This window comes from Roseateles sp. P5_D6 (assembly GCF_054049415.1).
Genome location: NZ_JBFUMK010000033.1, coordinates 1 through 25,723, shown reverse-complemented (window position 1 = coordinate 25,723; position 25,723 = coordinate 1). Strand labels below are relative to the sequence as shown.

The 25,723-nt window shown below is 68.5% G+C and carries 26 protein-coding genes; 7 read left to right on the top strand and 19 right to left on the bottom strand.

Annotated features, from left to right (window positions below; all coding sequences use genetic code 11):
• Positions 1-5: 5 nt before the first annotated feature.
• The 10 genes from ACXJKM_RS28490 to ACXJKM_RS28445 form a co-directional block, all read right to left on the bottom strand.
• Entirely contained in the window at positions 6-680 is a 675-nt protein-coding gene (locus ACXJKM_RS28490; protein WP_056196531.1) for a glycosyltransferase, read from the bottom strand.
• 5 nt (positions 681-685) lie between these two features.
• Positions 686-2,026, bottom strand: coding sequence for a hypothetical protein (locus tag ACXJKM_RS28485; protein WP_457356435.1), 1,341 nt, complete (start codon positions 2,024-2,026; stop codon positions 686-688).
• A 15-nt stretch (positions 2,027-2,041) separates the two neighbouring features.
• Positions 2,042-2,599, bottom strand: a complete 558-nt coding sequence (locus ACXJKM_RS28480) for a GNAT family N-acetyltransferase (RefSeq protein ID WP_457356434.1) — start codon at positions 2,597-2,599, stop codon at positions 2,042-2,044.
• Positions 2,600-2,613: 14 nt separating this feature from the next.
• Entirely contained in the window at positions 2,614-3,711 is a 1,098-nt protein-coding gene (locus tag ACXJKM_RS28475) for a DegT/DnrJ/EryC1/StrS family aminotransferase (protein ID WP_457356433.1), read from the bottom strand.
• On the bottom strand, positions 3,708-4,679 hold the full coding sequence (locus ACXJKM_RS28470) for a WxcM-like domain-containing protein (protein ID WP_235531951.1): 972 nt from the start codon (positions 4,677-4,679) through the stop codon (positions 3,708-3,710). Before ACXJKM_RS28470 ends, ACXJKM_RS28475 begins: the two co-directional genes overlap by 4 nt.
• A 30-nt stretch (positions 4,680-4,709) precedes the next feature.
• A complete protein-coding gene (locus ACXJKM_RS28465) occupies positions 4,710-6,116 on the bottom strand; it encodes a TolC family protein (RefSeq protein ID WP_056196517.1) in 1,407 nt (468 codons plus the stop codon).
• Between the two features lie 230 nt (positions 6,117-6,346).
• Entirely contained in the window at positions 6,347-7,552 is a 1,206-nt protein-coding gene (locus ACXJKM_RS28460; protein ID WP_457356432.1) for an HlyD family type I secretion periplasmic adaptor subunit, read from the bottom strand.
• A gap of 73 nt (positions 7,553-7,625) precedes the next feature.
• Positions 7,626-10,001 carry a type I secretion system permease/ATPase gene (locus ACXJKM_RS28455; protein WP_457356431.1) on the bottom strand — a complete coding sequence of 792 codons (2,376 nt, stop codon included), beginning with the start codon at positions 9,999-10,001 and terminating at the stop codon, positions 7,626-7,628.
• Positions 10,002-11,756, bottom strand: a complete 1,755-nt coding sequence (locus tag ACXJKM_RS28450; RefSeq protein ID WP_457356430.1) for an O-linked N-acetylglucosamine transferase, SPINDLY family protein — start codon at positions 11,754-11,756, stop codon at positions 10,002-10,004.
• 299 nt (positions 11,757-12,055) lie between these two features.
• On the bottom strand, positions 12,056-12,565 hold the full coding sequence (locus ACXJKM_RS28445; protein WP_457356429.1) for a DUF1993 domain-containing protein: 510 nt from the start codon (positions 12,563-12,565) through the stop codon (positions 12,056-12,058).
• Positions 12,566-12,645: 80 nt separating this feature from the next.
• Between ACXJKM_RS28445 and ACXJKM_RS28440 the strand changes: the two genes are divergently transcribed.
• Genes ACXJKM_RS28440 through ACXJKM_RS28430 form a run of 3 tightly spaced genes read left to right on the top strand, consistent with a single transcriptional unit; the run spans position 12,646 to position 14,767 of the window.
• Positions 12,646-13,653, top strand: a complete 1,008-nt coding sequence (locus ACXJKM_RS28440; protein WP_457322584.1) for a D-2-hydroxyacid dehydrogenase family protein — start codon at positions 12,646-12,648, stop codon at positions 13,651-13,653.
• Between the two features lie 23 nt (positions 13,654-13,676).
• The gene (locus tag ACXJKM_RS28435; RefSeq protein WP_457356428.1) at positions 13,677-14,228 is read left to right on the top strand and encodes a chromate transporter; all 552 of its coding nucleotides are present in this window, start codon (positions 13,677-13,679) and stop codon (positions 14,226-14,228) included.
• Positions 14,225-14,767: a chromate transporter gene (locus ACXJKM_RS28430; protein ID WP_457356427.1), complete on the top strand. Its 543-nt coding sequence runs from the start codon at positions 14,225-14,227 to the stop codon at positions 14,765-14,767. Before ACXJKM_RS28435 ends, ACXJKM_RS28430 begins: the two co-directional genes overlap by 4 nt.
• Positions 14,768-14,771: 4 nt before the next feature.
• Here ACXJKM_RS28430 and ACXJKM_RS28425 read toward each other — a convergent pair whose 3' ends face one another.
• Together ACXJKM_RS28425 and ACXJKM_RS28420 are read right to left on the bottom strand one after the other, a co-directional pair.
• On the bottom strand, positions 14,772-15,236 hold the full coding sequence (locus tag ACXJKM_RS28425) for a hypothetical protein (protein ID WP_056196495.1): 465 nt from the start codon (positions 15,234-15,236) through the stop codon (positions 14,772-14,774).
• 112 nt (positions 15,237-15,348) lie between these two features.
• Positions 15,349-16,326 (bottom strand): GlxA family transcriptional regulator, encoded by a 978-nt coding sequence (locus ACXJKM_RS28420; protein WP_457356426.1) that lies wholly within the window; start codon positions 16,324-16,326, stop codon positions 15,349-15,351.
• A 72-nt stretch (positions 16,327-16,398) separates the two neighbouring features.
• Between ACXJKM_RS28420 and ACXJKM_RS28415 the strand changes: the two genes are divergently transcribed.
• Entirely contained in the window at positions 16,399-17,601 is a 1,203-nt protein-coding gene (locus tag ACXJKM_RS28415; RefSeq protein ID WP_457356425.1) for an aminotransferase class III-fold pyridoxal phosphate-dependent enzyme, read from the top strand.
• A gap of 4 nt (positions 17,602-17,605) precedes the next feature.
• Here the strand turns inward: ACXJKM_RS28415 and upp are convergent, their stop codons facing one another.
• From upp to ACXJKM_RS28380, 7 genes are all read right to left on the bottom strand, one after another.
• Positions 17,606-18,238, bottom strand: a complete 633-nt coding sequence (gene upp / locus ACXJKM_RS28410; protein WP_056196489.1) for a uracil phosphoribosyltransferase — start codon at positions 18,236-18,238, stop codon at positions 17,606-17,608.
• Between the two features lie 33 nt (positions 18,239-18,271).
• Positions 18,272-19,009 carry a 23S rRNA (guanosine(2251)-2'-O)-methyltransferase RlmB gene (gene rlmB / locus ACXJKM_RS28405; protein WP_056196486.1) on the bottom strand — a complete coding sequence of 246 codons (738 nt, stop codon included), beginning with the start codon at positions 19,007-19,009 and terminating at the stop codon, positions 18,272-18,274.
• 15 nt (positions 19,010-19,024) lie between these two features.
• Entirely contained in the window at positions 19,025-19,816 is a 792-nt protein-coding gene (locus ACXJKM_RS28400) for a polysaccharide deacetylase family protein (protein WP_457356424.1), read from the bottom strand.
• Complete coding sequence (locus tag ACXJKM_RS28395; protein ID WP_457356423.1) at positions 19,816-20,538, bottom strand: DUF1624 domain-containing protein; 723 nt, start codon at positions 20,536-20,538, stop codon at positions 19,816-19,818. The genes ACXJKM_RS28400 and ACXJKM_RS28395 overlap by 1 nt, the downstream gene beginning before the upstream one ends.
• 6 nt (positions 20,539-20,544) lie before the next feature.
• Positions 20,545-20,847: a hypothetical protein gene (locus ACXJKM_RS28390; RefSeq protein WP_457356422.1), complete on the bottom strand. Its 303-nt coding sequence runs from the start codon at positions 20,845-20,847 to the stop codon at positions 20,545-20,547.
• A 181-nt stretch (positions 20,848-21,028) separates the two neighbouring features.
• Positions 21,029-21,640, bottom strand: a complete 612-nt coding sequence (locus ACXJKM_RS28385; protein WP_457356421.1) for a hypothetical protein — start codon at positions 21,638-21,640, stop codon at positions 21,029-21,031.
• A 183-nt stretch (positions 21,641-21,823) separates the two neighbouring features.
• The gene (locus ACXJKM_RS28380) at positions 21,824-22,270 is read right to left on the bottom strand and encodes a helix-turn-helix domain-containing protein (protein ID WP_457356420.1); all 447 of its coding nucleotides are present in this window, start codon (positions 22,268-22,270) and stop codon (positions 21,824-21,826) included.
• A 177-nt stretch (positions 22,271-22,447) separates the two neighbouring features.
• On the opposite strand from ACXJKM_RS28380, the gene ACXJKM_RS28375 reads away from it, so the two are divergent.
• The 3 genes from ACXJKM_RS28375 to ACXJKM_RS28365 all read left to right on the top strand — a co-directional run bounded on the left by ACXJKM_RS28375 (position 22,448) and on the right by ACXJKM_RS28365 (position 25,697).
• Positions 22,448-23,323: a PEP-CTERM sorting domain-containing protein gene (locus ACXJKM_RS28375; protein WP_457356419.1), complete on the top strand. Its 876-nt coding sequence runs from the start codon at positions 22,448-22,450 to the stop codon at positions 23,321-23,323.
• A 103-nt stretch (positions 23,324-23,426) separates the two neighbouring features.
• Positions 23,427-24,512: a S1C family serine protease gene (locus ACXJKM_RS28370; RefSeq protein ID WP_457356418.1), complete on the top strand. Its 1,086-nt coding sequence runs from the start codon at positions 23,427-23,429 to the stop codon at positions 24,510-24,512.
• Between the two features lie 25 nt (positions 24,513-24,537).
• A protein-coding gene (locus ACXJKM_RS28365; RefSeq protein WP_457356417.1) for an IS3 family transposase occupies positions 24,538-25,697 on the top strand; the annotation gives its coding sequence in 2 pieces (ribosomal slippage) (positions 24,538-24,802 and positions 24,802-25,697; 1,161 coding nt in all).
• Positions 25,698-25,723: the final 26 nt, after the last annotated feature.

Genomic DNA, 25,723 nt, shown 5'->3' with positions numbered 1-25,723 from the left:
CGGGCCTACTCGCCCCACTTGCCGATGTACTTCTTGTAGTTCTCGATCCAGCCGTTCGAGCCGAAGCCACCCTCGCTCTGGTGGGTGATGGCGATCGGCCAGGTGGCCAGGCGCAGGCCGGCGGTGCGGGCGCTGCGGCAGAAGTCCATGTCGTAGAAGTGGAAGTCAAAGCGCTCGTCAAAGCCCACCTGCCTGGCACGCAGCGTGTCGCGCCTGGCGGCAAGCAGCACGCCATCCAGCAGTTCGCATTCCGCCGGCACAGGCCCGAAGGCCGAGATCTGGCCGAAGGGGCCGGTACCGTGGGAGACGATGCCACTGAGGTTGGCGCGGTCGTCCCATTCGAACTTGGTGGTCGGGAAGGCCCAGGACGGCTGCATCGGCGCGCGGCGCTTGTTGCCGGCGACGCCGATGACATCGAAGGCGTGCAGGGCCGCCATCACATGCTCGTAGAAGAAGTAGTCGTCCAGCCAGACGTCGTCGTGGATGAAGGCCAGCACCGGCGCCGCGTCGGCGGCAGCGATGCGCTCGTTGTAGAGGATGGGCAGGCCGCGGCTGTTCTCGAAATAGACGCGCGGCAGCAGGCGGTCGTCATGGGCCATGCGGCGCAGCGACAGGCCCAGGGCGGACTTGCCCCAGAACTCATCGGGCGTGCAGCGGGTGGCGCAGACGAGGTCGATCACGAGGGCTAGCGAAGGTAGAGGGCCAGCGTGTCGCAAGGCGGGTTGCGCACCGGTGGGCAGGGAGCCGTGCGGCGGGCGTTGTTGAGCGCATAGGCCAGCTCGCGCGGGTGGTGCCATTGCTCGTAGAAGCGGCGCGAGGCCCGGGACTGCTCGGCCAGGGACTCAGGCGTCTGCGCGGCCAGCACGCGGATTAAGTCGTCCGGCGTTTCCCACCACAGTGCTTCCTCGTAGATGAGGTCGCGCGTGGAGTGGTGCTTGGACAGCGTGCTCTGCTGGATCAGCACCGGCAGGCCCGCGCCCTGGGTTTCGACCAGGCCTTTGGCCCCCTGGAAGGGAAAGGACGAGATGCACAGGTCGACATCGCCGTCGCGCAGATGGTTCCAGAGGCTGCGCACCGGCGGCTGGTATTGGAAGCGCGCCGGGTCAACGCCGGCGCCAGCCAGACGGTCCCTAAAAGCGTCGATGACGGGGCCGGGCAGCATGCCGATGTGCAGATGCGTGCCCCCCACCTCGGCCAGGCGGCGCAGGATGACGTCCAGGTAGTCGTAGCGCGCCGGGGCGATGAACTTGCCCGCCGAGCCGTGTGAGCAGGTGCGCAACTCGCCACCGGCCATGAAGGCATGCCCCGCGCGAGCGCCCTGGTCAGGCGCGGTCAGCGGCCAGTAGACCGCGTGGTGCACGCCCAGAAAGTGCTGGCATTTGTGGAAGGACAGGTTGGTGCAGTCCACATGCAGCGCATGCGGCAGGTAGACGCCCAGGGCCATGTCGTGGTCGGCATGGTGGAAATAGGCGATCTCGCGCGCCACGCCCGGCTGCGCGGCCCCGACCGCGGCCACGTCGTAGTGGTGATGGAACAGCGTCAACAGCCCGGGCTTGAGCGTGGCGAGCTGCAGGTGCAGCCACTGGAGCTTGTCGCGCAGCTGCATGGGCGGCGCCAGCAGCATCTGCACCGTGGGCGGCAGGTCGGCCAGGAAGTTCTGCAGGGGCAACTCGCGCTCATGCAGATTGGTCACCACCACGACATGGGTGAGGTCGGGCCGGGCGCGGATGACGTCCTTCAGCGCGAGCGAGTGGCCGCCCTGGCCGTCGTACAGCTCGGTGGCCACGTGCACGGCGAGGTGGTCGTGATAGCTCTCGGGGGTTGCCAGGTTGAGCTGGCGCGCGGCCAGGGCGCCCGCTGCCAGGCAGAAGCGGTCCATCTCGGCGGAGCCGAAGACCAGGCCCTTGGCCCGCGGGTCATTCAGCAGCGCGATGACGGTGTTGCTGAGTTCCATCAGCATCGCCGGCCAGTCGCCCGCGGCCTGCAGGCCATCCAGGCGCTGCACCAGGTTCAGGTATTGAGTCATTGAAGGACCGGTGGGTCAGCGCGCGATGACGGAGATGCCGTCGGGCAGGTATTTCCTGTACTTCTCGAATGAGGCCTCCATGGCCTCGCGGGAGATGGCGTAGAAGTAGTCCTCGCCCTCCTCCCGTGTGCGCACGGCGCCGAAGCGTTCGTGGAATTTCCAGACCGACTCGTTGCCCACCCTCACGCTGAAGTGCGAGGCGGTGAAGCCCAGGCTCAGGGCATAGCGGTAGACCATCAGCGCCGACTCCACCGCGAAACCGCTGGGGCGGTCGTCGGCCAGGATCCAGGAACCCCAGGAAAAGGAGTCGCCCTGCGGGTCATACAGCCGCACGGTGCCGTGCCGGGTGCCGGCGTGGTCCTCGATGATGAAGTAGACCTGGCTGTCATCGCCGGCATAGGCCTGCAGCCAGGCGCGCTGCGCGGCCACGTCGGACGAGGTCTTGGAGAGGTACTGGCCTTTGACCGGATCGGTACGCAGGCCGACGATGAACTCGGCATCATCCACCGTGGCGTCACGCAGGACGATGCTCTTGCCCAGCACGCGGGCGGGCTTGACCAAAGTGATCGGCATGGCGGCTCCTTTGCTCAGGTCAGCGCCCGCACGGTGCCGATCAGCTGGTCCACCTGGGCGTCGGACATGCCGGGCCACAGGGGCAGGCTCAGCACTTCTCGGTGGATCTGCTCGGTCAGCGGCAGGCTGCCGACGGCCATGCCCAGTTCGGCATAGGCCGGCTGCAGATGCGGTGGCACGGGATAGTGGATCAGCGTGCCGATGCCGCGCTCGGCCAGGGCCTGCTGCAGGCGATCGCGCTCGGGATGCCGGATGACGAACAGGTGCCAGGCTGGCTCGGCCGGCTCGGGCACGAAGGGCAGCACAAGGTTGGCGCCAGCGAGGCCGTCCAGCAGCCTCGCGGCGATATGCCGGCGCTGCTGGGTGAGCGCGTCCAGGTCGGGCAGCTTGGCCGCCAGCACGGCGGCCTGCATCTCGTCCAGGCGCGAATTCAGGCCCTTGACCTCGTTGTGGTACTTGACCCGAGAGCCATAGTTGCGCAGCACGCGAACGCGGTCGGCCACGGCGGGGTCGTTGGTCGTGAGGCCGCCGCCGTCGCCCATGGCACCGAGGTTCTTGCCGGGGTAGAAGCTCCAGGCCGAGGCATCAGCCTGGCTGCCGACGACGCGGCCGCCCCAGCGCGCACCGTGGGCCTGGGCGCAGTCGTCCAGCACGCGCAGGCCGTGCTTGCTGGCGATGGCGTTGATGGCGCCCATGTCGGCCGGCTGGCCGTAGAGGTGCACGGGCAGGATGGCGCGGGTGCGCGGCGTGATGGCCGCCTCGATGCGTCCCGGGTCGATGTTGTAGGTGCGCAGGTCGGGTTCGACGGGCACGGGCGTGGCGCCGCACTGGCTGACGGCCAGCCAGGTGGCGATGTAGGTGTTGGCCGGCACGATGACCTCGTCGCCCTCCCCCACGCCGAGCGCCAGCAGGCCCAGGTGCAGGGCGTCCAGGCCGTTGCCCAGGCCCACGGCATGGGCCGCGCCGCAATAGGCCGCCCACTGCGACTCGAAGGCTTCCAGCTCGCGGCCGAGGATGAACCAGCCGCTGCCGGCCACGCGGCTGAGCGCCGCGTCAATGGCCGCGCGCGAGGCGGCATAGGTGGGTTGCAGGTCCAGAAAGGGCAGCTTCATGCGGGCGCGTTGCCGACGGCGGCAAGGAAGTCGTCGTAGTCGCGGATGTAGTCGCCCGCGTCGTAGGTGTCCGAGGCCAGCACCAGCAGCACGGCATCGGGCGAGAAGCGGTACTGGATGCCCCAGACCATGGGCGGGATGTGCAGCCCGACCTTGGGGCTGTCCAGGCGCAGCTCGTCGCGGTGCTCGCCATCGTCCAGCACGATGGTGCAGCTGCCTTTCACGCAGATGAGGAACTGATGGCAGGCCCGGTGGGCGTGCTCGCCGCGCACCTCCTCATTGGGCACGTCGTAGACGATGAAGAAGCGCCGCGGCGTGAACGGCAGATGGGCGTCGATCTCGCCGAAGCTCAGCGCACCGCGCAGGTCGACGATCTTGGGCAGCGCATGCAACCGTGCACCGCGCGCCTGCAGGGCGGGCAATGCGTCGCCGAGCCGATGCGCCGAGATGGCAGGGCCGCTGACCTGGACCTCGGGCGTGTCGAGGTAGCCGACGATGTGGGCCGGGTTGCCGGCGACGATGGCCCGCGGCGGCACGTCGCGGGTGACGACGGCACCGTCCGTCACCAGCGCCCCCGGGCCGATGGTCAGGCCGGCCTGGATGGTGGCATTGGCGCCGATGCTGGCACCCGCGCGAACGCGGGTCTTGAGGAACTCCGTGGGCTTCCTGCGGCTGCGCGGCGCGGGGTCGTTGCTGAAGGCAGCGTTGGCGCCGACGAAGACGTCATCCTCCAGCGTGATGCCGTCCCACAGATAGACCCCGCACTTGACGGTCACCCGGTCGCCAACCGCCACCTCGTTCTCGATGAAGACGTGGTCGCAGACGTTGCAATCGGCGCCGATGCGGGCGCCGGGCAGGATATGGGCGAAGGCCCAGACGCGCGTACGCGGCCCGATCTGCGTGGACTCGACCAGGGCGTGCGAGTGCACAAAAGCGCCGCTGCCATCCATCATCGATTGATCTCCCATGCTTGGACTGTTCAGTATCCCTCGGCCGCGTCAGCGCAAGGGCGCCGCCACGCCGCGGCCCATGCTCCAGATCAGCGCGACGATCTGCTGCGCGTCGAACATCGCGTTCACATGGGCGACCCGCATCGAGTAGTAGTCGCCCTCGGCGGCCATCACGTCGAACAGCGAGCGGCGGCCGAGCTGCTGCCACTGCTGCAGCGTCGACGCGCGCACGCGGTCGCTGTTGCGCAGGATCTCGACGATGCGCCGGGCGCGATCCAGCGTGGAAGTGCCGACCTCGTTCATCTCCAAGAGGCGGTAGCGCTTGGCCTCGATGGCCTCGTCGCGCTGCAGCACGGTGGCCCGGTAGCGCTGCACGGCGGCACTGGCCTGGGCGTGGGCGCCGGGCTGGAGGATGGGGATGGTGACGGACACGCCGGCGCCAACGTCGTTGGAGCGCGACTCGCCGGGGCCGCTGCGGAACATCGCGCTGGCGCTGCCGGTCAGGTTGACCGTCGGTTTCTGGCCCGCAATGACGGACTCGGCAAAGCTGCGCTGCGAGCGCGCCTGGGCCTCGGCCTGGGCGACGTCAGCGCCGAGCAGGATGTCGCTCTGCATCTGCTCCAGGTCGGGCATCACGGACAGCTGGGCCGTCATGCCGATGCTGGGCGGCAGGGGCTCGCCCACCAGGCGCTTCATGCGCACCTCCGTCTGGCGCAGGGCCGACATGGTCTGCTCCAGCGACAGGTCGGCCTGCTGCAGGCTCTTCTGCGCCTGCACCAGCTCGCTGGCGCGGCCGCGGTCGGCCTTGGTGATGATCTCCAGCGCGTCGACCAGGCAGGCCATCTTGCGCACGTATTGGGTGTAGACCTGGCCCTGCAGCACGTAGCGGCTGCGGTCCAGCGCCAGCGTGACGACGTTCAGCGACAGCTGCTCCTCGGCGCTGCGCTGGCCTTGGGCTGCGACTTCGGCGAGCTCCTTGCGCCAATCGGTCAGCTTGGCGACGCGGCCGGAGTCCCAGACCGGCATGCCGGCGGAGAGCGTCGCACCAGCCTGGCCACCCCGGCCGACGGTCACGCCGCCGACGTTCTGGTACACGCCGTTGGTGCTGATGGTGAGGTTGGCCGTCGGCAGGCCCAGTGCACGCGTCTCTTCGACGTCCGATCGGGCGGCATCGGCCAGCAGGCGCACGGCGCCCAGGGCCTTGCTGCGCGACAGCGTTGCGTTGATCAGTGTTTGCAGCGCGGCGCGCGGGTCGCCGGTCTGGGTTTCGAGGGCGCTCATGTCGCGGCCCAGGCGCGACAGGCCGGCGTCGTCCTCGTTGCAGCGGCCTTGGGACGCAGGCACCTCGACCGCCGGCGGCGGCGCAACAGTCTTGGGCGGGCGCGTCTGCGCCAGCGCGAGTGAACCGAAAGCGGCGAAGCCGAGGACGATGAGGGGACGGAGCGGGTACAGCATGGCCCCGTCACTAGACCATCCGCCCCCCTCCCCTGAAGCCCGGAAAAGCGGGCCCGCACCTGCCCTTGTTCAGCGCTAGCTACGTTGTCTTGCGGGCCGAGCGCCGGGCCGCTCCCAAGCCGGCCCTCTTGGCGATGTGCTTGCCGGTTGATCCGGCAAGCATCGCCGTCCCCCCGGGGGACCGACCAAGCTCGCCGCGTTCAGCAGGCGAGACTGGGCGAGGGGCAGCTTTACCGCTCGCGCAGCGCTTCCTGCGACTTCATCATCGGCCGCAGCAGGTAGCTCAGCACCGAACGCTCGCCGGTCTTGATCTCCACCTGCGACGTCATGCCCGGGATGACGGGCAGCTTCTCGCCCTTGTACTTGAGGTTGTTGCGCTCGGACGTGACGATGACGCGGTAATGGCCCTCGCCGCTCTTGTCGCCCTCGGTGACGGCGTCGGGGCTCATGTAGGTGACCTTGCCTTCCAGGCCGCCATAGGTGTTGAAGTCATAGCCGGCCAGCTTGACCTCGGCCGTCTGGCCCAGGCGGATGAAGCCGATGTCCTTGGGCTTGATGCGCGCCTCCACCAGCACCTTGGGACCGATGGGCGAGATTTCCAGGATGGGTGCGCCGCTGGCAATGACGCCACCGACGGTGCCGGACTTGATGCTTTTGACGACCCCATGCACGGGCGACTTCAGCACGGTGCGCGTCAGCGCGTCCTGGCGCACCACCATCTGCTCGTCCATCTGGGCCATTTCGCTTTGCACGCGCACCAGTTCCTGGCTGGCTTCCTGGCGGTAGCGCGACAGGCGCTCGGTGCGCTGCTGCTGGATCTCGTTGACCTGGCGGTTCAGGCGCATGACCTCGACGTCGCTCATCAGCCCGCTCTTGGACATGTCCTGGGCGAGCTTGAGCTCCTTGGAGATCATGCCGAGGCTGCGGTTGATGGCGCCGACCGCCTCGTCCAGCAGGCGCTTGCGGGCCTCGAAGGATTCAGCCTCGCCCTGGGCGTAGCGCGCCTTGGGGTCGATGCCGGCGGGCCAGTGGATGCTGACGCGGCCATTGGCCTCGGCATCCAGGCGCGCCGCCGCGGCTTTCAGGGCCAGCAGCTTGGCCTGGCCCTCGTTCTGCTGGGCTTCGACACGGGTCGGGTCGAGATAGGCCAGGTCCTCGCCGGCCTGCACCTCCTGGCCTTCGCGAACTTTCAGCTCGCGCAGGATGCCGGCGTCCAGGCTGGCGATGACCTGCTCGCGCCCATCGGGCACGATGCGGCCGTCGCTGCGGGTGATCTCGTCCACCTTGGCCAGGGCCGACCAGGTGATGGCCACCGTGACGACGGCGCACAGCAGGTACAGGGCCCAGGTCGCACGCGGCAGGGGCTCGTCGATCTGGGCGGCATGAAGGGCGCTGACGAACAGGCCTTCTTCCTTGCTCAGGGCTTTAACGCTCACTGGTGCACCCTTCGGCCTGCGGCCTGTCCCGCCAGGCGGGAGCGAGCTTGCTTGGGGCGGCCCGGCGCGGCGCTCATACGCTCGCGGACCTTTGCACGGGCTGGGCGGACGGATGCATGTGCACACCCTCACCCGCCTGGGCACCCGGCGCAGCCGGGCGCACGCCGGACAGCGCCGCCAGCACCTGGTCGCGCGGACCATCCATGACGATGCGGCCGGCGTCGACGACGACGATGCGCTGCACCAGCTCCAGCACGGCCGGGCGGTGGGTCACGACGACCAGGGTCGCCGTGCCGGCCGCGTCGCGCAGCTGGCGCAGGAAGGCCATCTCGCTTTGCGCGTCCATCGAGCTGGTGGGTTCGTCCATCAGCAGGATCTGTGGCTTGGTGACCAGGGCCCGGGCCAGGGCGACGAGCTGGCGCTGCCCGCCGGACAGCAGCTGGCCCATTTCGCCCACGGGCAGGTCCCAGCCCATCGGGTGGGCGGCGACGACGCGGTCCAGGCCGGTCAGCTTGGCCACCTCGACGAGGCGGCCGGCGTCCAGGTGGGCGCGGCCCATCAGCACGTTGTCGCGCAAGGTGCCGACGAACAGCCGCGGCTCCTGGCTGACGAAGCCGACGCGGGCACGGTACTCGGCCGGGTCGACCTGGCGCAGGTCGATGCCATCGACCTCGACCATGCCTTCGGTCGGTTGGTAAAGGCCACCCAGCATGCGCAGGATGGTGGACTTGCCGCTGCCGATGCGGCCCAGGATGGCGACGCGCTCGCCGGCCTCCAGGCGCATGGTCACGTTGCGCAGCACCTTGGGCGCCGCCGACTCGGTGGCGGCTTGCTGGTTGCCGTGCTGAGGTTGCGGGGGATAGCTGAAGCCGATGTCGTGCAGGCCGACCTTGCCGCTGACCTGAGACAGCGGCACGTAGTTGCGGCTGCTGTCACGCTCAACCGGCGCGTTCATCATGTGGTTGAGCGCCGCCATGGCAGCGCGGGCACCTTGGTAGCGCGTGGCCAGGCTGACGAGGCTGCCCAGCGGTGCGATGGCGCGGCTGGCGAACATCACCGAGCCAATCAGCGCGCCGGACGAAATCACGCCGTCATGGATCAGGTAGACGCCCCAGACGAGGATGATGAGGTTGACCGCCTGCTGCAGCGTGCTGGACAAATTCATGCTCCAGCTCGACAGCGCACGCGACGTCAACGCGGTGTCGGCGACGATGGCCGTGGTGCGCTCGTAGCGGCGCACGAAGCGGCCCTCGGCGCCCGAGGTCTTCAGGTCTTCCAGGCCCTCGAGAGACTCGACCAGGGTGCCGTGCAGGTCGGCTGTTTCCTGCATATTGGTGCTCATGGCCTTGCGCAGCGCGCCCTGGATGGCCCAGGACAGGCCCATGATGACCGGCACGGCCAGCACCAGCACCCAGCCCAGCGGCCCGCCGATGACAAAGGTCATGCCGATGAAGATGACCAGGAAGGGCAGGTCCGACAGGGCCGACAGCGTGGCGCCGGTGAAGAACTCGCGCACCATCTCCACCTGGGCCAGGTGGGCGGCATAGGCGCCGGCCGAAGCCGGCTTGTGTTCCATGCGCACGCCCAGGGTCTGGCGATAGAGCTTGGCGCCAATGACGAGGTCGGCCTTGCGGCCAGCCAGGTCGATCAGGTGGGAGCGCAACTGGCGTGCGAACAGGTCAAACACCAGGGCCACGGAGGCGCCAACGGCCAAGGTCCACAGCGTGACCATGGCCTGGTGGGGGATGACTTTGTCGTAGATGACCGAGGTGACCAGGCCCGACACCAGCATCAGCACGTTGGACAGCAGGGCCGCCAGCATGGAGGCGCGGTAATAGGGCGTGAAGCGCTTGAGCGTGCCCCAGAGCCAGTGCGACTCCAGGCCCTTGTCGGCAAGCTTCAGCAGCGGTGACTCGGCGCCCGGGGTGCGGGCCGTCTCCTGCGGCGACACCGCCAGCATGAAGCCGCTGTATTCAGGTTCCAGCTCGGCCGTCGTGGCCGGCACGGCAGCGGCTTCAGGACCAGGGAACACGACCTCGTAGCGGCAGGCGCCCGCGGCCACCGCGGCCGGGTCGTCCAGGCGGCGCACCAGCACACAGGCGTCGCCGCCATTGAGCAGCAGCACCGCGGGCAGCAGCAGGGCATGGATGTCGTCGATGCTCTTGCGCAGCAGGCCGGCGTTGTAGCCCGCCTCGCGCATGACGCGGATGGCGCCGTCGGGCGCGAGAACCCCTTCCACCGGCGCGCCGGCGCGCAGCGACTCGGGCGAACGCGGCTTGCCGTGGTGGCGGGTCAGCCAGGCCAGGGCCTGCAGCAGCGGATCGCCGGCGGGCTGGTTGCTCAGGTTCTCCAGCGGGTCCGGCGCCGGCGCCGGCTCGCCGTTGGCGGCCAGGCGCAGGCCCGCCGCCTGGGGCTGGCCGTCAAAGAAGGGGTCGTGCTGACGCGGCATTTAGGCCTTCTGCCTCGCATCGAGCGCAAGCCGCTCGAACTCACGTTCTATATCGCGCACGATGGCCGGGATGTCAAACAGCGGCGAGCTGTGGCCATGCTCGGCCAGGTAACGCTTGTAAGAAGCCGCGCGGGCCGGTTGGTTGCCGATCTGCACCGCCCGCTGCTCGTATTCCTCGAGGGTCGTCGTGATCAGGTCGGGCAGGCCAACGGCCGTCAGCAGGCTGCCGGCCATGCGGGAGATGTAGGTGCGGCCCGAGCGGGTCAGGATGGGCGTGCCCATCCACAGGCAGTCGCTGGCGGTGGTGCCGGCGTTGTAGGGGAAGGTGTCCAGGAACAGGTCGGCCAGCGTGAAGCGGGCCAGGTAGTCGGCCGGCTGGGCACGGCCCGCGAAGACGAGGCGCTCGGGCGCGATGCCCTCTTCCGCAGCGACGCGCTGCAGATTGGCCTTGGCGAAGGGGTTGTCGGCCAACAGCCACAGCACGCTCTTGGGCACCTGGCGCAGCACACGCATCCAGCAGCGCCAGACCTGCTCGCTCATCTTGTGGTTGTTGTTGAAGGCGCAGAAGACGAAACCGTCCTCCGGCAGCCCCATCTCGGCACGGCTGGGTGCCGGGTTGGCGGCGCGCGTGCGATCGCTGACCTGGTAGCAGTGCGGCAGGTAGATGGGCTTTTCGGTGTGATACGGCAGGGATTCCGGCGGCATCACGAAGCGGTCGGCCAGGATCCAGTCCACGCCCGGCAGGGCCGAGGTGGCCGGCAAGCCCAGATAGCTGACCTGGATGGGCGCGCCGCGATAGGCCAGGATGCCCGGGCGGGCGCCGCTGGTCAGGCCCTGCAGGTCGACGAGGACGTCGATGCCGGCCTCGGCAATCATTTCCGCGGCGCGGCGGTCGGGGATGCCGTGGAGCGGGGTGTAGTTGGCAAAAGCGCCCTTGATGCGGGCGCGCAGCGGCGTACCGTCCTCGCGGCTCCAGCTGAAGGCGTGGACCTCGAACTTGCTCTTGTCGTGCAGCTCATAGAGCTCGGCCGTCAGCAGGCCGACGGCATGCATGTGCAGGTCGCCGGACAGATAGCCGATTCGGATCTTGCCGTCACGCTTGCGGCCCTTGTGCAGCGGCGGCTCGGTGACCTTGGCGACCTTTTCCAGCACAAAGCGCTGGGCGGTCAGCAGCTGCATCGCCGGGTCATCGCTCTCGTCCAGCATGCCGAGCAGCGAGGTGCTCATCAAGAGGTGGTTGTGCGTGACCTCGCCGAAGGTCTGGTAGACCGGCCAGGCGCATTGCTTCTGGCGGATGTGCACGTAATGCTGGGCGACGTCGCTCTGGCGCGGGTCCAGCTCCAGCGAGCGGCGCATCAGCGTCTCGGACTCGTCATAGCGCTTCTCCTGCTCCAGCAGGCGGGCGGCGTTGTTGAAGGCGTGCAGGCGCAGGCTCAGCGGGTCGGTGCCCAGCGCGTCGGGCGCCTCGTTGTCGTAGACGGTGCGCCATTCGGCCAGCGCCTCTTCCATGCGCCCCTGGTGCTCCAGCTGGTGGCCGAGGTTCAGGCGCGCCTGGGCGAAGGCCGGTGCCTGCTCCAGCGCCATGCGGTAGACGGTCTCCGCCTCCTCATGGCGGCGCAGTTCGCCCAGGACGGCACCCCAGTTGAAACAGGCCACATGGCGCAGCGGCGACGCGGTGGCGCCGACCCAGTTCTGGTAGAGCAGCGCGGCCGCGTCCAGGGCGCCGGCCGCCTGCAGGCGCGAAGCGGCCTCCATGACCTGGGGCAAAGGCCATTGGCCGCTGCGGGCCAAGCCAAGCCATTGCTCGAGAAGGGCAATACCTTGGGGCGGGGCAGCGGGAGGCGTCGACATGTCCATGCGGCGGGCGGTGTGATCGGATGTTCCGCCGATTTTCAAGCCGCGCCGCCAGGTTGGGCACGGGGAATAGGCTGCGGATTGCGCAGCATTTCCCGCCCCGGGCACCTCAAACTGGGGAATCATGCCCCGCCGCGGGCAGGCGGCAGGGCCTTCGCGAGGCGTCAGACAGGCCGTAGTGGCCTGTCTTCGGTCCCCGCTCAGCCACCCAAATAGTCCGACTTGCCCAGCGGCACGCCGGCATGGCGCAACAGCGCGTAAGTGGTTGTCGCGTGGAAATAGAAGTTGGGCAGGGCGAAATGCCGCAGATAGGTCGAGCCATCGAACTTCAGCGGGTCACCGCTGCGGCGCGGGATGACGATCTCGCGCTCCTCGCTGCCGGCGAAGGCCTCGGCGGGCACGGACAGCACAAAGTCGCGGGTCTTCTTGATGCGCTCGGCCAGCTCGTCCAGCGTGGCTTCGTTGTCCTCGTACTTGGGGATCTCCTGGCCCCCCAGGCGGGCCACGCAGCCCTTGGCGGCATCGCTGGCGATCTGGATCTGCTTTGTGAAGGGCAGCATGTCGGGCGCCAGGCGCAACGTCAGGTAGACGTCGGTCGAGAACTTCCTGGTTTCGGCATGGGCCTTGGCGGCCTCCAGCCAGGTCAGCATATTGCCCAGCATCTTGGCGAATGCCGGCGCGCTGGCGGCGTGCATGGAAATCGGGGTCATCGGGTGTCTCCTTGAGGGAAAGCGATGGTAGCCATGCAACCCTGACCCCTGCTGAGCACCGTGCACAATCCCCTGCAGCTATGAACGTGATCATCCTGGACGACTACCAAGACGCCGTGCGCAAGCTGCGTTGCGCGGCGAAGTTGGAGCCCCTCAACGCCAAGGTCTTCACCAACACGGTCAAGGGCATCGGCCAGCTGTCCGTGCGGCTGCGCGATGCCGAGGTGCTGGTCCTGATCCGCGAGCGCACCACCTTCCCGCGCCAGTTGCTCGAGAAGCTCCCAAAACTCAAGCTGATCTCCCAGACCGGCCGTGTCGGCAGCCACATCGACGTCGAGGCCTGCACGCGATTGGGGATAGCCGTGGCCGAGGGCGTCGGCAGCCCGGTGGCGCCGGCCGAGTTGACCTGGGCGCTGATCATGGCCTCCATGAGACGGTTGCCGCAATACATCGGCAACCTCAAGCATGGGGCCTGGCAGCAGGCCGGGCTGAAGGCGGCGTCCATGCCGGCCAATTTCGGGGTCGGCATGGTGCTGCGCGGCAAGACGCTGGGCATCTGGGGCTACGGCAAGATCGGCCAGCTCGTGGCCGGCTATGGACGCGCCTTCGGCATGAAGGTCATGGTCTGGGGCAGCGAGGCCTCGCGCCTGCGCGCCGAGGCCGATGGCTACCAGGCCGCCCCCAGCCGCGAGGCCTTCTTCGCCGAGGCCGACGTGCTGTCCGTGCACCTGCGCCTGTGCGACGCCACGCGCGGCATCGTCACATCCGAAGACCTGGCTCGGATGAAACCGACGGCGCTGTTCGTCAACACCTCACGGGCCGAACTGGCCGTCGAGGGCGCGCTGGTGTCGGCACTGAACCGCGGCCGGCCCGGCATGGCCGCCATCGACGTGTTCGAGAGCGAACCCATCCTGCAAGGCCACCCGCTGCTGCGGCTGGAGAACGCCGTCTGCACGCCGCACATCGGCTATGTGGAGCAGGACAGCTACGAGCTCTATTTCGACGCGGCTTTCGACAACGTGCTGAACTTCATCAATCAGCAGCCGACGAATATCGTCAACCCGGACGCGCTGAAGGTCCTGCGCTGAAGCCCAGCGCTGAGGAAGCGGCCTTGAACCGTCCCGAATCCCTGACCGAACTCTTCCTGGCGTTCTCAAGGCTGGCCCTGCAGGGCTTTGGCGGCGTGCTGGCGATAGCCCAGCGCGAACTGGTCGAGCACCATCACTGGATGAGCAAGGAGGAGTTCGTCGAGACCCTGGCCATCGCCCAGGTGCTACCCGGGCCCAATGTGGTCAACCTGTCCATGATGATCGGCGACCGCTTCTTCGGCCTGCGAGGCGCCGTCGTGGCGCTGGCCGGCATGCTGGTGGCGCCCGCGATCATCGTGCTGGCCCTGGCTGCCGCCTTTGGCCAGCTGGCCCGCCACCCCATGGCCATCAACGCGCTGCGCGGCATGGGCGCGGTGTCGGCCGGACTGATCCTGGCCACCGGCATCAAGCTGCTGCCGGCACTCAGGAAGAGCCCGTTGGGGCTGCCGCTCGCCCTGGGCCTGGCCTTGACGGCTTTCGTGCTGATCGGGCTGCTGCGCTGGCCGCTGGTCAATGTGCTGGCCCTGCTAGGCGGCGGCGGCATGTTCCTGGCCTGGTGGAGAACGCGGCCATGACAATGCCCGTCGATCTTCTCGGCCTCTTCCTGCATTTCCTGACGCTGTCGCTGTTGTCCATCGGCGGCGCCATCACGACGGTGCCCGAAATGCACCGCTACCTGGTCGACAAGACCGGCTGGCTGAGCGATACCGACTTCACGTCGTCCATCGCCCTGGCACAGGCGGCGCCAGGTCCCAACATCCTGTTCGTCGCGGTGCTGGGCTACAACGTGGCCGGCCTGACGGGCGCGGCGGCTGCGATGGCCGGCATCATGCTGCCGTCCAGCGTGCTGACCGTGACGGCCACGCGCTGGGCCCGCGCCAACCGCGAGCACATCGTGCTGCGCGCCTTCTCGGCCGGCATGATGCCGCTGACGCTGGGGCTGATCATCGCCACGGGCTGGCTGCTGGCCCTGCCTTTCCTGCGCGCCGACGAGCACCGCTGGAGCACGCTGGCGATGATTGCCGTCACCGTGCTGCTGACGCTGAGGACGAGGCTGGGCCTCGTCTGGATGGTGCTCGGCGGTGGCGTGCTGGGCGCGCTGGGTCTCGTCTGAGTTCTCAGACGCCCAGGCCGGCCTGCGTGGTCACCGAGCGCTTGCTGACGGGGGACATGCCCAGCGTCACCTGCGCATAGACCTCGTCGGAGCGCGGCATGATGATGGGCGTGTGGATATCGGCCCAGCCGACGATCTCGGTGCCGGCGTCCTCGTCGAGCTTGGCGGTGTCGATGGCGCGCTTCTCGGAGTAGTTGACGCTGCCCGCGGCCAGCACCGAGACGGCCTTGTAGGGGCGCAGCAGCAGGCCGCCGGCCAGCCAGGTGAAGGTGCTGATCAGGTCGTCGGCACCGCCGTCGCCGGAGGGCAGATGGTCGCCGGCGAGGTCTTCGCCGAAAAGCTCGATCTCCAGCCGATAAGTGCGGCCGACATCGCTCGCGTCGAAGGTCATCGTGCCGGCGACGGTCACGTCGCGCTTGCTGCCATTGACGGCGCCGAGGGTGATGGTGGGGGTGGAAAGCGTGGCCATGATGGGCTCCTTGAGTCAGTTGAATCAGATCGAGGGCTCGCCAGGAATGGCTTGCCTGCCTGTACTGACGCAAGGCAGCGCCCGCAGGGATCAGCCCCGCGCTGGTGAAAGTTCACCCTGCGCCGACGCCACCTGGCCGAAACGCCGCCGGCGGGCGGCCCAGCAGCCGCAGGAAGGCGCGCCGCATGCGCTCGGTACTGCCGAAGCCGCATTCCAGCGACACCCGCAACACCGACGCCGATCCGCCCTCCAACGCCGCGCGCGCCGCTTCCACGCGCAGCCGCTCGACCGCCTGCGCGGGCGTGGCGCCCGTCTCGGCGTGAAAACAGCGCGCGAAATGCCGTGGGCTCATGCAGGCCCGGGCGGCCAGCTCGTCCACGCGGTGATCGCGCTTCAGGTCGCGCCGCACCTCGTCCAGCAGCGCGCCGAAACGGCCGTCGGGGCGCTGCAGGTCCAGCAGCGGCGAGAACTGCGACTGCCCGCCGGGCCGCCGCCGCTCCACGACGAGCTGGCGCGCGGCCTCCCGTGCGAGGTCTTCGCCATGATCGTGGGCCAGCAGTGCCAGGCAGAGGTCGATGCCGGCGGTCATGCCGGCGCTCGTCCAGAGTTCCGGCAGGCCAAGCTGGCGGACTGCGGGCTCGCGGACGTAGATGCGGTCGGGCTGCAGGCGCACGGCGGGAAAGTCGGTGGCGAACTGCCGGCTGCGTGACCAATGCGTCGTGGCCGTGCGCTCATCCAGCAGGCCGGCGGCGGCCAGCACGAGGCTGCCGCTGCAGATGCTGGCGACGCGAGCGCCCGAGCGGCTGGCCCTGCGCAGCCAGGCAATGAGGCGGCTGTCGAGGCAGGCGGCGTCCACGCCATCGCCGCCGATCACCATGACCAGGTCGAGATCTCCCAGATGGCGCGGCAGCCCCTGCACCGGCCAGGCCACGCCGGCCGAACTGTGCACGGCAGGCGGCGCACTCGCCACCAGCCGCCAGTCGTAGCTGCCCGGCCGCGCCAGGCGGGCGAGCTCGAACACCGCCATAGGCCCGGCCAGGTCGAACTGCTGGAAACCCGGGAAGAGCACGAAGGCGATGCGGCAGGTCATGCCGACATGATGGCAGGAAAGGTGGGAACTGCGTCATGGCGGCCATGGGCCAACCCACACAAACTGCTGGCCATGGACCACGAAGCACCCACCATGACCGACCCCGGACACGACCTCATCACCATCACCCGCCGCCCCGACACGGTTTTCGTCTCGGGCCAGGGCGCCTGGCTGACCGACGAGGGCGGCAAGCGCCACCTCGACCTCGTGCAGGGCTGGGCCGTCAACAGCCTGGGCCACAGCCCGGCTCTCATCACGCAGGCCCTGCTGGCGCAGTCGCAGCGGCTGCTGAACCCCAGCCCCGCCTACTACAACCGCCCGCTGCTGGACCTGGCCGGGCGCCTCGTGGATTCAAGCTGCTTCGACCGTGTCTTCCTCGCCAGCTCGGGCGCCGAGGCCAACGAGGGCGCGGTGAAGCTCGCGCGGCGCTGGGGCAGCAGCATGCGCAGCGGCGYCAACGAGATCATCGGCTTCGAGCAGGCTTTCCACGGCCGCACGCTGGCGATGATGAGCGCTTCGAGCAAGCCGGGCTGGGGCGAGATCTACCCGCCCATGCCCGGCGGCTTCGTGAAGGCGCGGCTCAACGACATCGCTTCGGTGGAGCGCGCAATAACGCCACTCACGGCGGCCGTGATGATCGAATTCGTGCAGGGCGAGGCGGGCGTCGTTGTGGCCGACCCGGGCTTCGTGCGCGAGCTGCGCGCGCTGACGGCCGAACGCGGCGTGCTGCTGATCGCCGACGAGGTGCAGACCGGCATCGGTCGCTGCGGGCATGCCTTCGCCTACGAGCACTTCGGCATCGAACCCGACGTGATGACGCTGGCCAAGGGCCTGGGTGGCGGCGTGCCGCTGGCGGCGCTGCTGTGCAAGGAAGCTTTCAACTGCTTCCTGCCCGGCGACCAGGGCGGCACCTTCTGCGGCAACCCGCTGATGGCGGCGGTGGGGCTTGCCGTGGTCAACGAGGTCTGCCGCGAGGAGTTCCTGGCCGGTGTGCGCGAGCGTGCGGCGCAGTTGTCCGCCGGGCTGCAGGCTGTCGCGCGCGATCACGGCCTGGTGGGCGAGCGCGGCCTCGGGCTGCTGCGGGCACTGGTGCTGCCGTCAGACGTCGCGAACGAGGTGGTGGCAGCCGCCCAGGCGCTGGCGCCGGTGGGCCTGCTGCTCAATGCGCCTCGCCCTCACCTGATCCGCTTGATGCCGGCGCTGAACATCAGCGCGACCGAGGTCGACGAGGGGCTGGCGCTGTTGCGCCGGGCGCTGCGCGAGGTGTTGCGTTGAAGGCCTAGCCTTGCGTGGTCCCGAAGATCTTGTCGCCGGCGTCGCCCAGGCCCGGGATGATGTAGCCCACGTCGTTCAGGTGGCTGTCGATGGCCGCCGTCCAGCACCGCACATCGGGATGGGCCGCTTGCAGGGCCTTCACGCCCTCGGGGGCAGCCACCAACACCAGGGCGCGCACGTCCTTGCAGCCGCGGGCCTTCAGCAGGTCGACGGTGGCGATCATGCTACCGGCCGTGGCCAGCATGGGGTCGATGATCAGCGCCGTGCGGGCGTCGAGGTTGCCGACGAACTTGTCGAAGTAGTTCACCGGCTTGAGCGTCTCGTGGTCACGCGCCAGGCCCACGACCGAGACCTTGGCGTTGGGCAGGATGTCCAGCACACCGTCCAGCATGCCCAGGCCTGCACGCAGGATGGGCACGACGGTGACCTTGCGGCCCGCGATCTGGTCGATCTCGGCGGGGCCGCTCCAGCAGTTGATCGTCGTCTTCTCCAGAGGGAAGTCGGCCGTCGCCTCGTAGCAGAGCAGCCGCGCCACCTCGCCGGTCAGCTCGCGGAACTTCTTCGTCGAGATGTCGACCTCGCGCATCAGGCCGATCTTGTGCTTGACGAGGGGGTGCTTGACTTCGATGACGGCCATGGCGGGCTTCCTATTTTTTCTGAATAGTCAGAATTATCGACGTTGACGCAGGGCCTCGTAGAGGCAAACCCCGGACGCAACCGACACGTTCAGGCTTTCGACGGCGCCGGCCATCGGGATGCGCACCAGTTCGTCGCAGGTCTTGGCCGTCAGCTGGCGCATGCCCTCGCCCTCGGCGCCCAGCACGAAGGCCACCGGGCGCTTCAGGTCCAGGTCGTAGATGGAGCGCTCGGCCTGGTCGGAGGTGCCGACCACCCAGATGTCGCGTTCCTTCAGCTCATTCAAGGTCCGTGCCAGGTTGGTGACCATCAGATAGGGCACGGTCTCGGCCGCGCCGCTGGCCACCTTGGCCACCGTGGCGTTCAGGCCCACGGCACGGTCCTTGGGGGCGACGACGGCATGCGCGCCGGCGCCATCGGCCACGCGCAGGCAGGCACCGAGGTTGTGCGGGTCGGTCACGCCGTCCAGCACCAGCACCAGCGGCGGGCCTTCAACGGCGTCCAGCACGTCGTCCAGCGAATGCAGCTGGGCCAGCGCCTGCACCCGGGCCACGACGCCCTGGTGGCGCGGGCTGCCGGCGATCTGGCTCAGACGCTCGTCGTTGCTCTCCACCAGCTTGGCGCCGGCCTCCTTGGCACGCTCGACGAAGGCGCGCATGCGCTGGTCGCGCCGGGAAGGGTCGAAATGAACCTCGGCCACTGAGGCGGGATGGGTCTTGAGGCGGACGGTGACGGCGTGGAAGCCGAACAGGACGGACTTGGGGGAGCTCATGGCCGCATTGTCGGTTCAGCGGCCGGCCTGCTTCCTCGCGTTCTCCATGACGTTCACGAAGCTGTCAGTCCAGAAGCGCGCCTTGTTCTTGGCCAGATGGTCTAGCAACTGGTCATGCGCTTGACGCGTGACGCTCAGGTGTTCTGCACCCACGCCGTGAAAGAGCAGCGACACCAGCGCATGCTGGGCCGCCGCCTTTTCGACCAGGGCGATCAGTTGCTCGCCGCTCCAGCCCTCGACGAAATAGACCGGCATGGCATAGGGGTCGAGCGCGGCAGCATCGGTAGCCATGGCCGGGCCGGCAACCCGGTAGGCGACGAAATGCGGCTTCAGTGCCGCAACGAAGTCCTGGCCCCCGGCCTGCGTGTCCAGGCAGGGTGGCGTGAAAGTGCGGCGGGTCCTGCCGTCCAGCGCTTGCAGCCAGGTGTTGGCGGCGATGACCTGCTCCTGCACCTGGGCCGCCATCTGGCGCTCCAGGTCGCGCTGCGGCTGCACCCATTCGCGGCCCGGCCCCTTGGCCGAACAGCCGTGGAAGAGGCTGTGGTTGCCCAGCTCATGGCCCGCCGCGGCGGCGGCCTTCCATTCGTTCTGGCGGCCGGGCAGCGTCGGGCCGTTGATGGGAATGTAGAAGGTGGCTCGCAAGCCGCGCTTGTTCAGCGCCGGCACGACATGATCGAGCTGGCTGTCCAGCGCGTCGTCATAGCCCAGGCTGACGGCCGCCTGCGCGCCGTTCGGCCACACGAAGGGCGCCGCCTGGACGGTCCAGCTCATCATCAGGCCAGCGGCGGCCAGAAGCAGTGCCCGCATCACGATCCTTTCAGCATTTGAACAACCATCAGCACGCCGATCAACACCGGCTGATGGACCATATAAAAACTCAACGACCAACGCCCCAGCACAGCCAGCGGCCGCGGCGCGCTGCCGGTCCAGAGGCCGGGCCAGGCACGCGTGACGACAAAGCCGAGCAGCATGACGCCCAGCCACGGCAGCACCGGCACATAGTCCTCGGTGATGGGCTTGTGGGTGACGAGGCCGACCCAGTTGGTCCAGCGCGTGTCGAAAAAGGGCAGTTGCACCAGCCGTGGCGCCGCAACGGCCAGCGCGGCCAGCACCAGCAGCACCGCGTTCGGCAACCGGCTCAGGCCCATCCGCAGCAGCAGCAACATCACCGCGATGCCGTGCAGCACGCCAAAGCTGATCCAGCTGTTGGGGAACATGAACCACGAGCCCAGCGAGACCAACGCCGCGCAGCCAGCTACCTGGCTCCAACGCTTCCAGAAGCGGCCAGCGCCCTGCCCCGCCAGCACCGCAAGGGCCTGGCCGCCGCCGGCGCAGAACAGGAAGAGGCTGACGATGCAGATGCGCTGCCAGGTCCAGACCGGGTCGCGGTAGAAGTCCTGGCGGATCCAGCCGAAGTGGTTCAGGTCGAAACCGAAGTGGAACGCGGCCATCCAGACGATGGCCAGGCCGCGCAAGGCGTCGAGGCGATCGGAACGGGGGGGCGATGGGTCGGCGGCGGCCGTGGGCATGCAGGGCTAGGGAGTCGGCGAGGACGCCGGATTCTGACGCCTCGGCACATAGCCTCGCTGCACGAAATCGGTCTGCATCAGCCCCTGCATAGCGAACTGCGGCCCGCGCGCGCCACGCGCCCTGGCAGCACGGCGAGGCGGCGGCGCCAGCGGTGGCTGGCTGGCGGCGTTTTCGGCGGGTCGCGCCGAAGCCGGCACATCGGACGCTGCCGAGGCGGCGGGGCTGGGGTTCTCCACCCCATTCGGTTGCAGGTTGCGCGCCGGCAGGGCCGCACCGCTCTTCTCGCAGGGCTGGTCGGTGTAGCGCACCTGCCCGTCCACTTCACACCGCCAGACCTGCTGCGCCCAAGCACCGCCGCATGTCAGCCACATTGCCAGACACATTCCCAACCCTGCAGCCAAGCGCTTCATCGTGGATCTCCACGCAGCCCCGGCAGCGCGCCGACTGCGCGCAGACCATCGGCAAACGCCGTGCCCCCACGGGTGAGCGCTAGGAAGCCGGCGCCGAGGCGGGGTTTTGAATTCTTTGCCGTTGCTGCTGCTGGCGACGCTGCATCTTTTCCTCGGCGATGCGGCGGCGGTTGATGCGGTCGCCCTCATCAGGGTCGGCCGCGCTGTGCATGGCCTCGGCGCGCAGCCGCGCGTCGTAGCGGGCGCGGTCGCTCAGCTGGGTCTGCGCTGCCTGGGCCTCGCGGCTGATGACCCAGTCGGCCTCTCGGTAGCGCCCCTGCCCGGCGCGGCACTGGCGCACGCGGCGAACCTCGTCCTGCAGGAACTGGCGCTCCGCATCGCCCAGCGTCGTCGAGTTGGCACGGACTTCCATGCCCCGGATCTCGCCGTCACCGGGGCAGGCATTGCCCGCCGTCGCGATGGGCGCCGAAGCCGCGGACGCTGCTCCCATGGTGGCGCGGATCAACTCCGGCTTGAGGCTCTCGACGACATTGGGCTGCAGGCTGCGCTCGGCTACCGGCTGGCCGCTGCCCGGGCAGGGCTTGTCGCTGAAGCGCACCTGACCGCTCAGCTCGCACTTCCAGACCTGCTGCGCGCCAGCGCCAAAAGGCAGCAGCGCAAGGCCAATCGCCAACCCCAAGCACGAACTCACTCGCCGCATCTCAAACCATCCCTTTGAAGTCGATCCTCGCATAACGCACCACCGGACCATGCGCCGACAGGCCAGGCGCTGGATGCGACGCGCTGCCCTGTCGATGTTCTTTACAGTCGAAGTCAAGTGCCAAGGCCACGACCTCCCGGTGGGCACCGGACACGACAGAACATTGACGCAATGTCAGGCGCTCGGGGGCGCTGGCTTTGCCAAGACATCGTGCAAGGTGCGCTGGCACTGGCGCAAGCTCAGGCAGACGCCGTGATGCTCCCGCAGATGCTGTTGCAGCAGCTTCCCATCCCATCGCCCTTTGGCGTAACCGCAGCCACCGGGCGGTATACGAAGCTCAGCAGCCACTTCCAGCGACTTCACGCCCGTTAGCCGCGGCGGCCGCCCCGGCGGACGCTCTGCCACCGGCGTGATGGCGGCCCCACGGAAATGCCGAACCCAACGCTGCAGGCTGCGGGGGTTGTCGCCAAACCATGCCGCAACCTCCGAGCAGCTGCGCCCGCAGGCCACCAGGCAAACGCAATGCAGACGGTGCAGCGCCTGCTCCTGGGCCGATCGATCGGATCCGATTCGCAACATCTGCCGCAGCGCATCGAGCGCCGCGTCGGGCAGTTGGGTCATGAAATACCTCCCGGGCATGGCCGCCGGCGTGCGACATGCCTTCTGACGCTTCCGTCTGGAGTCGGCAACTGGCACGTTCGATGCTCGCTACCGGAGGAATCAGCCGGCAAGGGCACGCCTTCTGACAACAGCCAATATAGGCGTTGCGATCGGTGCCTACCTCCAAGGAGACACACCATGCCCTGTCCTCACACCCGCAGCAGCCATCGGTGGGTTGCCTTGCCGCTTCTGGCTCTTGCGCTGCCCGCGCTGGCCGACACCGGCCCCGAGGCCAACAGCAATGACTGCAGCCAGCGCAACGCCTATGTGATCGAGCACAACTACACCCGCACGGCGCTGGACTTCACCATCAACTACACGGATCGCCGAAACGGCGGCACCATCGTCGCCTCGGATCACGTCGGAGAAATCGCGGCGGGCGGGCAAAGCGGCAAGCGCGACATCCCCGACGCCGCCAAGACGTTGACGCTCTGCGATGTCGTCAACCACACCCGTGCCGTTGGCAACCCTGGCGGCGCAGGCGGTGGGGCCGGTGGGCCGGACGACATCTGGAGCGGCGCCGAGCACGATCAGAAGTTCGAGGTGCTCTACAAGGACCCGGCCACCGGCAAATACGTTCAGCAGAGCATCTTCCATTTCCTGGCCCTGGCTTACGGCGGCGAGGAAATTCCTTTCCTCGACTTCTGGTTCGACACCAGCGGCGATGGCCGCATCGACGCCAACGATCACATGTACGCGCTCTACGACATCGGCGAGTACACGCACAGCGGTGCCGACTCGCTCGCGGCGCTGCGCTCCCGCTTCCTGCCGGGCCAGGCGGTGGACATCCTCAATGGCCGCATCGCGGGCGTCGACGGCCTTTACTTCAGCACCACCGCCTTCACCTTTGACGAGAGCAGCGGCTACCAGGGCAGCAACTACTCGGGCAGAGGTTTCGGCGTGACAGACCACACCTTCTACAGCCGGCTGCCCGAGCCCGCCAGCTTGGCGCTGACTCTGGCGGCGCTCGTGGCGGGCCTGAGTTCTCGCCGGGTGAAGCGGCCCCGGGCTTAAGCGCGCGCCCGGGAGGGCAGCACGGGCGGCGTGAAGCGGCGGGCCTCGGGAGCCCGGAGTTGTGCCCAAAATGCGGATCGACGCCACTCCCGCCGACGCCCCCGTGCCCACCCTGCCCCGCTGCCTCACCCTCGCCGTCGCGCTGCTCTTCCTCGGCTGCGCTCCCGCTTTCGCCAAGGCTCAAGCCCAGCCTCGCGCCGTCAACGCCCGCGGCGCGCTGGACGCCGAGGAGTTGAACAACATCGGCGTCTTCAAACGCGTGTCGCCGTCGGTGGTGCACATCACCACGCTGAGCGTGCAGCGCGACTTCTTCTCGCTGCGTACCAGCGAGCAGCCCAGCGGTACGGGCACCGGTTTCATCTGGGACGACGCCGGCCACGTCGTCACCAATTTCCACGTCATCCAGGGCGGCGACCGCGCCACCGTCACGCTGAACGACCAGAGCAGCTTTCCAGCCAAGCTCGTCGGCGCCTACCCGGACCGCGACATTGCCGTGCTGCGCATCGAAGCGCCCCACGAGAAGCTGCCGGCAATCGCGGTCGGTGCCAGCCGCGATCTGCAGGTGGGCCAGAAGGTCTACGCCATCGGCAACCCCTTCGGCCTGGACCAGACGCTGACCACCGGCATCGTCTCGGCGCTGAACCGCGAAATCGAATCGGTCACGCGACGCACGATCAAGGGCGCCATCCAGACCGATGCGGCCATCAACCCTGGCAATTCGGGCGGGCCGCTGCTGGACTCGGCGGGGCGGCTGATCGGCGTAAACACAGCCATCTACAGCCCGAGCGGCGCGAGTGCCGGGATCGGCTTTGCGATTCCGGTGGACGAGGTGAATCGCATCGTGCCGCGATTGATTCGAGATGGGCGCTTCATCCGGCCCGCGCTGGGCGTGACAGCCGGGCCGGAGAACCTGGCCAAGGCGCTGGGGGCGCCGAAGGGTGTGCTGCTGGTCAACGTGGCGGACGCCAGCCCGGCTGCGGCGGCGGGCTTGAAACCCTTCGGCAGGGATCGCAGCGGGCGCATCGTGCAGGGGGACGTCATCACGGCTGTCGATGGCGTAGCGGTGGCTGACTTGGACGACATGCTGTCGCTGCTGGAGACGAGGCAGATTGGGGAGAAGGTGACGTTGACGGTGTGGCGGGCGGGGCAGACGCGGAAGGTGGTGGCGACGTTGGGTAGCTCAGACTAGAACGAGGGGAAGGCTTTGAACGATTATGAGAACCAGCAAGTACAGCGAGCAGCAGATCATTGGCTTCTTGAACCAGGCCACAGCCGGGATGGGCATCAAGGAGCTGTGCCGCAAGGAAGGCTTCAGCGAGGCCACCTTCTACAAGTGGCGGGCCAAGTACGGCGGCCTGCAGGTCAGCGAGGCCGTGCGGCTGCGTGAGCTCGAGGCCGAGAACGGCAAGCTCAAGAAGCTGCTGGCCGAGGCGCACCTGGACATGCACGCGCTCAAGAGCGTGCTGGGTGTAAAGCGCTAGCCCCGCAAGTGCGCCGGGACGCCGCGCGTCGCATGGTGGACGAACACCATTTCAGCGAGCGCCGCGCCTGCCGCCTTGTGGGGCTGAGCCGAGATGCCTATCGCCATCCACCGGTGGTGAGCACAGAGAACCAGACCTTGAGCGAAGCCATCAAGACCATCGCGCTGCAGCGCCGCCGCTTCGGCTACCGACGCGTGCACGACCTGCTGYGCACCGCCCACCCGGGCGTCAACCACAAGCGCGTGTACCGGCTGTACCGCGCCGCAGACTTGGCCGTGCGCAAGCGCGCCAAGGCCAAGCGCCCGGTGGGGGCGCGCACGCCGCTGGTGGCGGCCAGCCATGTCAATGCCACGTGGAGCATGGACTTCGTCTCTGACAGCCTGTGCAGCGGCCGGCGGCTGAAGTGCCTGACGGTGGCCGACGACTTCAGCCACGAGTGCGTGGACATCGCGGTGGACTTCGGCATCGGCGGCGAGTACGTCACGCGGCTGCTGGACCAGGCGGCGCGGTTCCGGGGCTACCCCCAGGCTGTGCGCACCGACAACGGACCGGAATTCACCAGCCGCGCGTTCCTGGGCTGGGCCCAGCGGCACGGCATCAAGCACATCCTGATCGAGCCGGGCGCGCCGACGCAGAACGGCTACATCGAGAGCTTCAATGGCAAGTTCCGCGACGAGTGCCTCAACGAGCACTGGTTCGAGACGCTGGCGCAGGCCCGGGTCGTGATCCAGGCCTGGGTACAGGACTACAACGAGGTGCGGCCGCATTCGAGCATCGGCCGCATGCCACCCAGGTGCTTCGCACGCCTTCAACGGCAGCAGGCTGTCGAGGAAGGTTCAGCTTCAACCGCCGCACTGGCGATACCCTTGACCCCCAGGGCTCCCTCGCAATGACTGGTACGGCGATTGGGGGCAGGTCA

Bases quoted from the DNA above. Each gene is read 5' to 3' on its own strand.
- ACXJKM_RS28485 (WP_457356435.1), bottom strand. From the start codon at position 2,026: ATGACTCAATACCTGAACCTGGTGCAGCGCCTGGATGGCCTGCAGGCC.
- ACXJKM_RS28480 (WP_457356434.1), bottom strand. From the start codon at position 2,599: ATGCCGATCACTTTGGTCAAGCCCGCCCGCGTGCTGGGCAAGAGCATC.
- ACXJKM_RS28475 (WP_457356433.1), bottom strand. From the start codon at position 3,711: ATGAAGCTGCCCTTTCTGGACCTGCAACCCACCTATGCCGCCTCGCGC.
- ACXJKM_RS28470 (WP_235531951.1), bottom strand. From the start codon at position 4,679: ATGGGAGATCAATCGATGATGGATGGCAGCGGCGCTTTTGTGCACTCG.
- ACXJKM_RS28465 (WP_056196517.1), bottom strand. From the start codon at position 6,116: ATGCTGTACCCGCTCCGTCCCCTCATCGTCCTCGGCTTCGCCGCTTTC.
- ACXJKM_RS28455 (WP_457356431.1), bottom strand. From the start codon at position 10,001: ATGCCGCGTCAGCACGACCCCTTCTTTGACGGCCAGCCCCAGGCGGCG.
- ACXJKM_RS28450 (WP_457356430.1), bottom strand. From the start codon at position 11,756: ATGGAGGCCGCTTCGCGCCTGCAGGCGGCCGGCGCCCTGGACGCGGCC.
- ACXJKM_RS28445 (WP_457356429.1), bottom strand. From the start codon at position 12,565: ATGACCCCGATTTCCATGCACGCCGCCAGCGCGCCGGCATTCGCCAAG.
- ACXJKM_RS28440 (WP_457322584.1), top strand. From the start codon at position 12,646: ATGAACGTGATCATCCTGGACGACTACCAAGACGCCGTGCGCAAGCTG.
- ACXJKM_RS28430 (WP_457356427.1), top strand. From the start codon at position 14,225: ATGACAATGCCCGTCGATCTTCTCGGCCTCTTCCTGCATTTCCTGACG.
- ACXJKM_RS28425 (WP_056196495.1), bottom strand. From the start codon at position 15,236: ATGGCCACGCTTTCCACCCCCACCATCACCCTCGGCGCCGTCAATGGC.
- ACXJKM_RS28420 (WP_457356426.1), bottom strand. From the start codon at position 16,326: ATGACCTGCCGCATCGCCTTCGTGCTCTTCCCGGGTTTCCAGCAGTTC.
- upp (WP_056196489.1), bottom strand. From the start codon at position 18,238: ATGGCCGTCATCGAAGTCAAGCACCCCCTCGTCAAGCACAAGATCGGC.
- rlmB (WP_056196486.1), bottom strand. From the start codon at position 19,009: ATGAGCTCCCCCAAGTCCGTCCTGTTCGGCTTCCACGCCGTCACCGTC.
- ACXJKM_RS28400 (WP_457356424.1), bottom strand. From the start codon at position 19,816: ATGCGGGCACTGCTTCTGGCCGCCGCTGGCCTGATGATGAGCTGGACC.
- ACXJKM_RS28395 (WP_457356423.1), bottom strand. From the start codon at position 20,538: ATGCCCACGGCCGCCGCCGACCCATCGCCCCCCCGTTCCGATCGCCTC.
- ACXJKM_RS28380 (WP_457356420.1), bottom strand. From the start codon at position 22,270: ATGACCCAACTGCCCGACGCGGCGCTCGATGCGCTGCGGCAGATGTTG.
- ACXJKM_RS28375 (WP_457356419.1), top strand. From the start codon at position 22,448: ATGCCCTGTCCTCACACCCGCAGCAGCCATCGGTGGGTTGCCTTGCCG.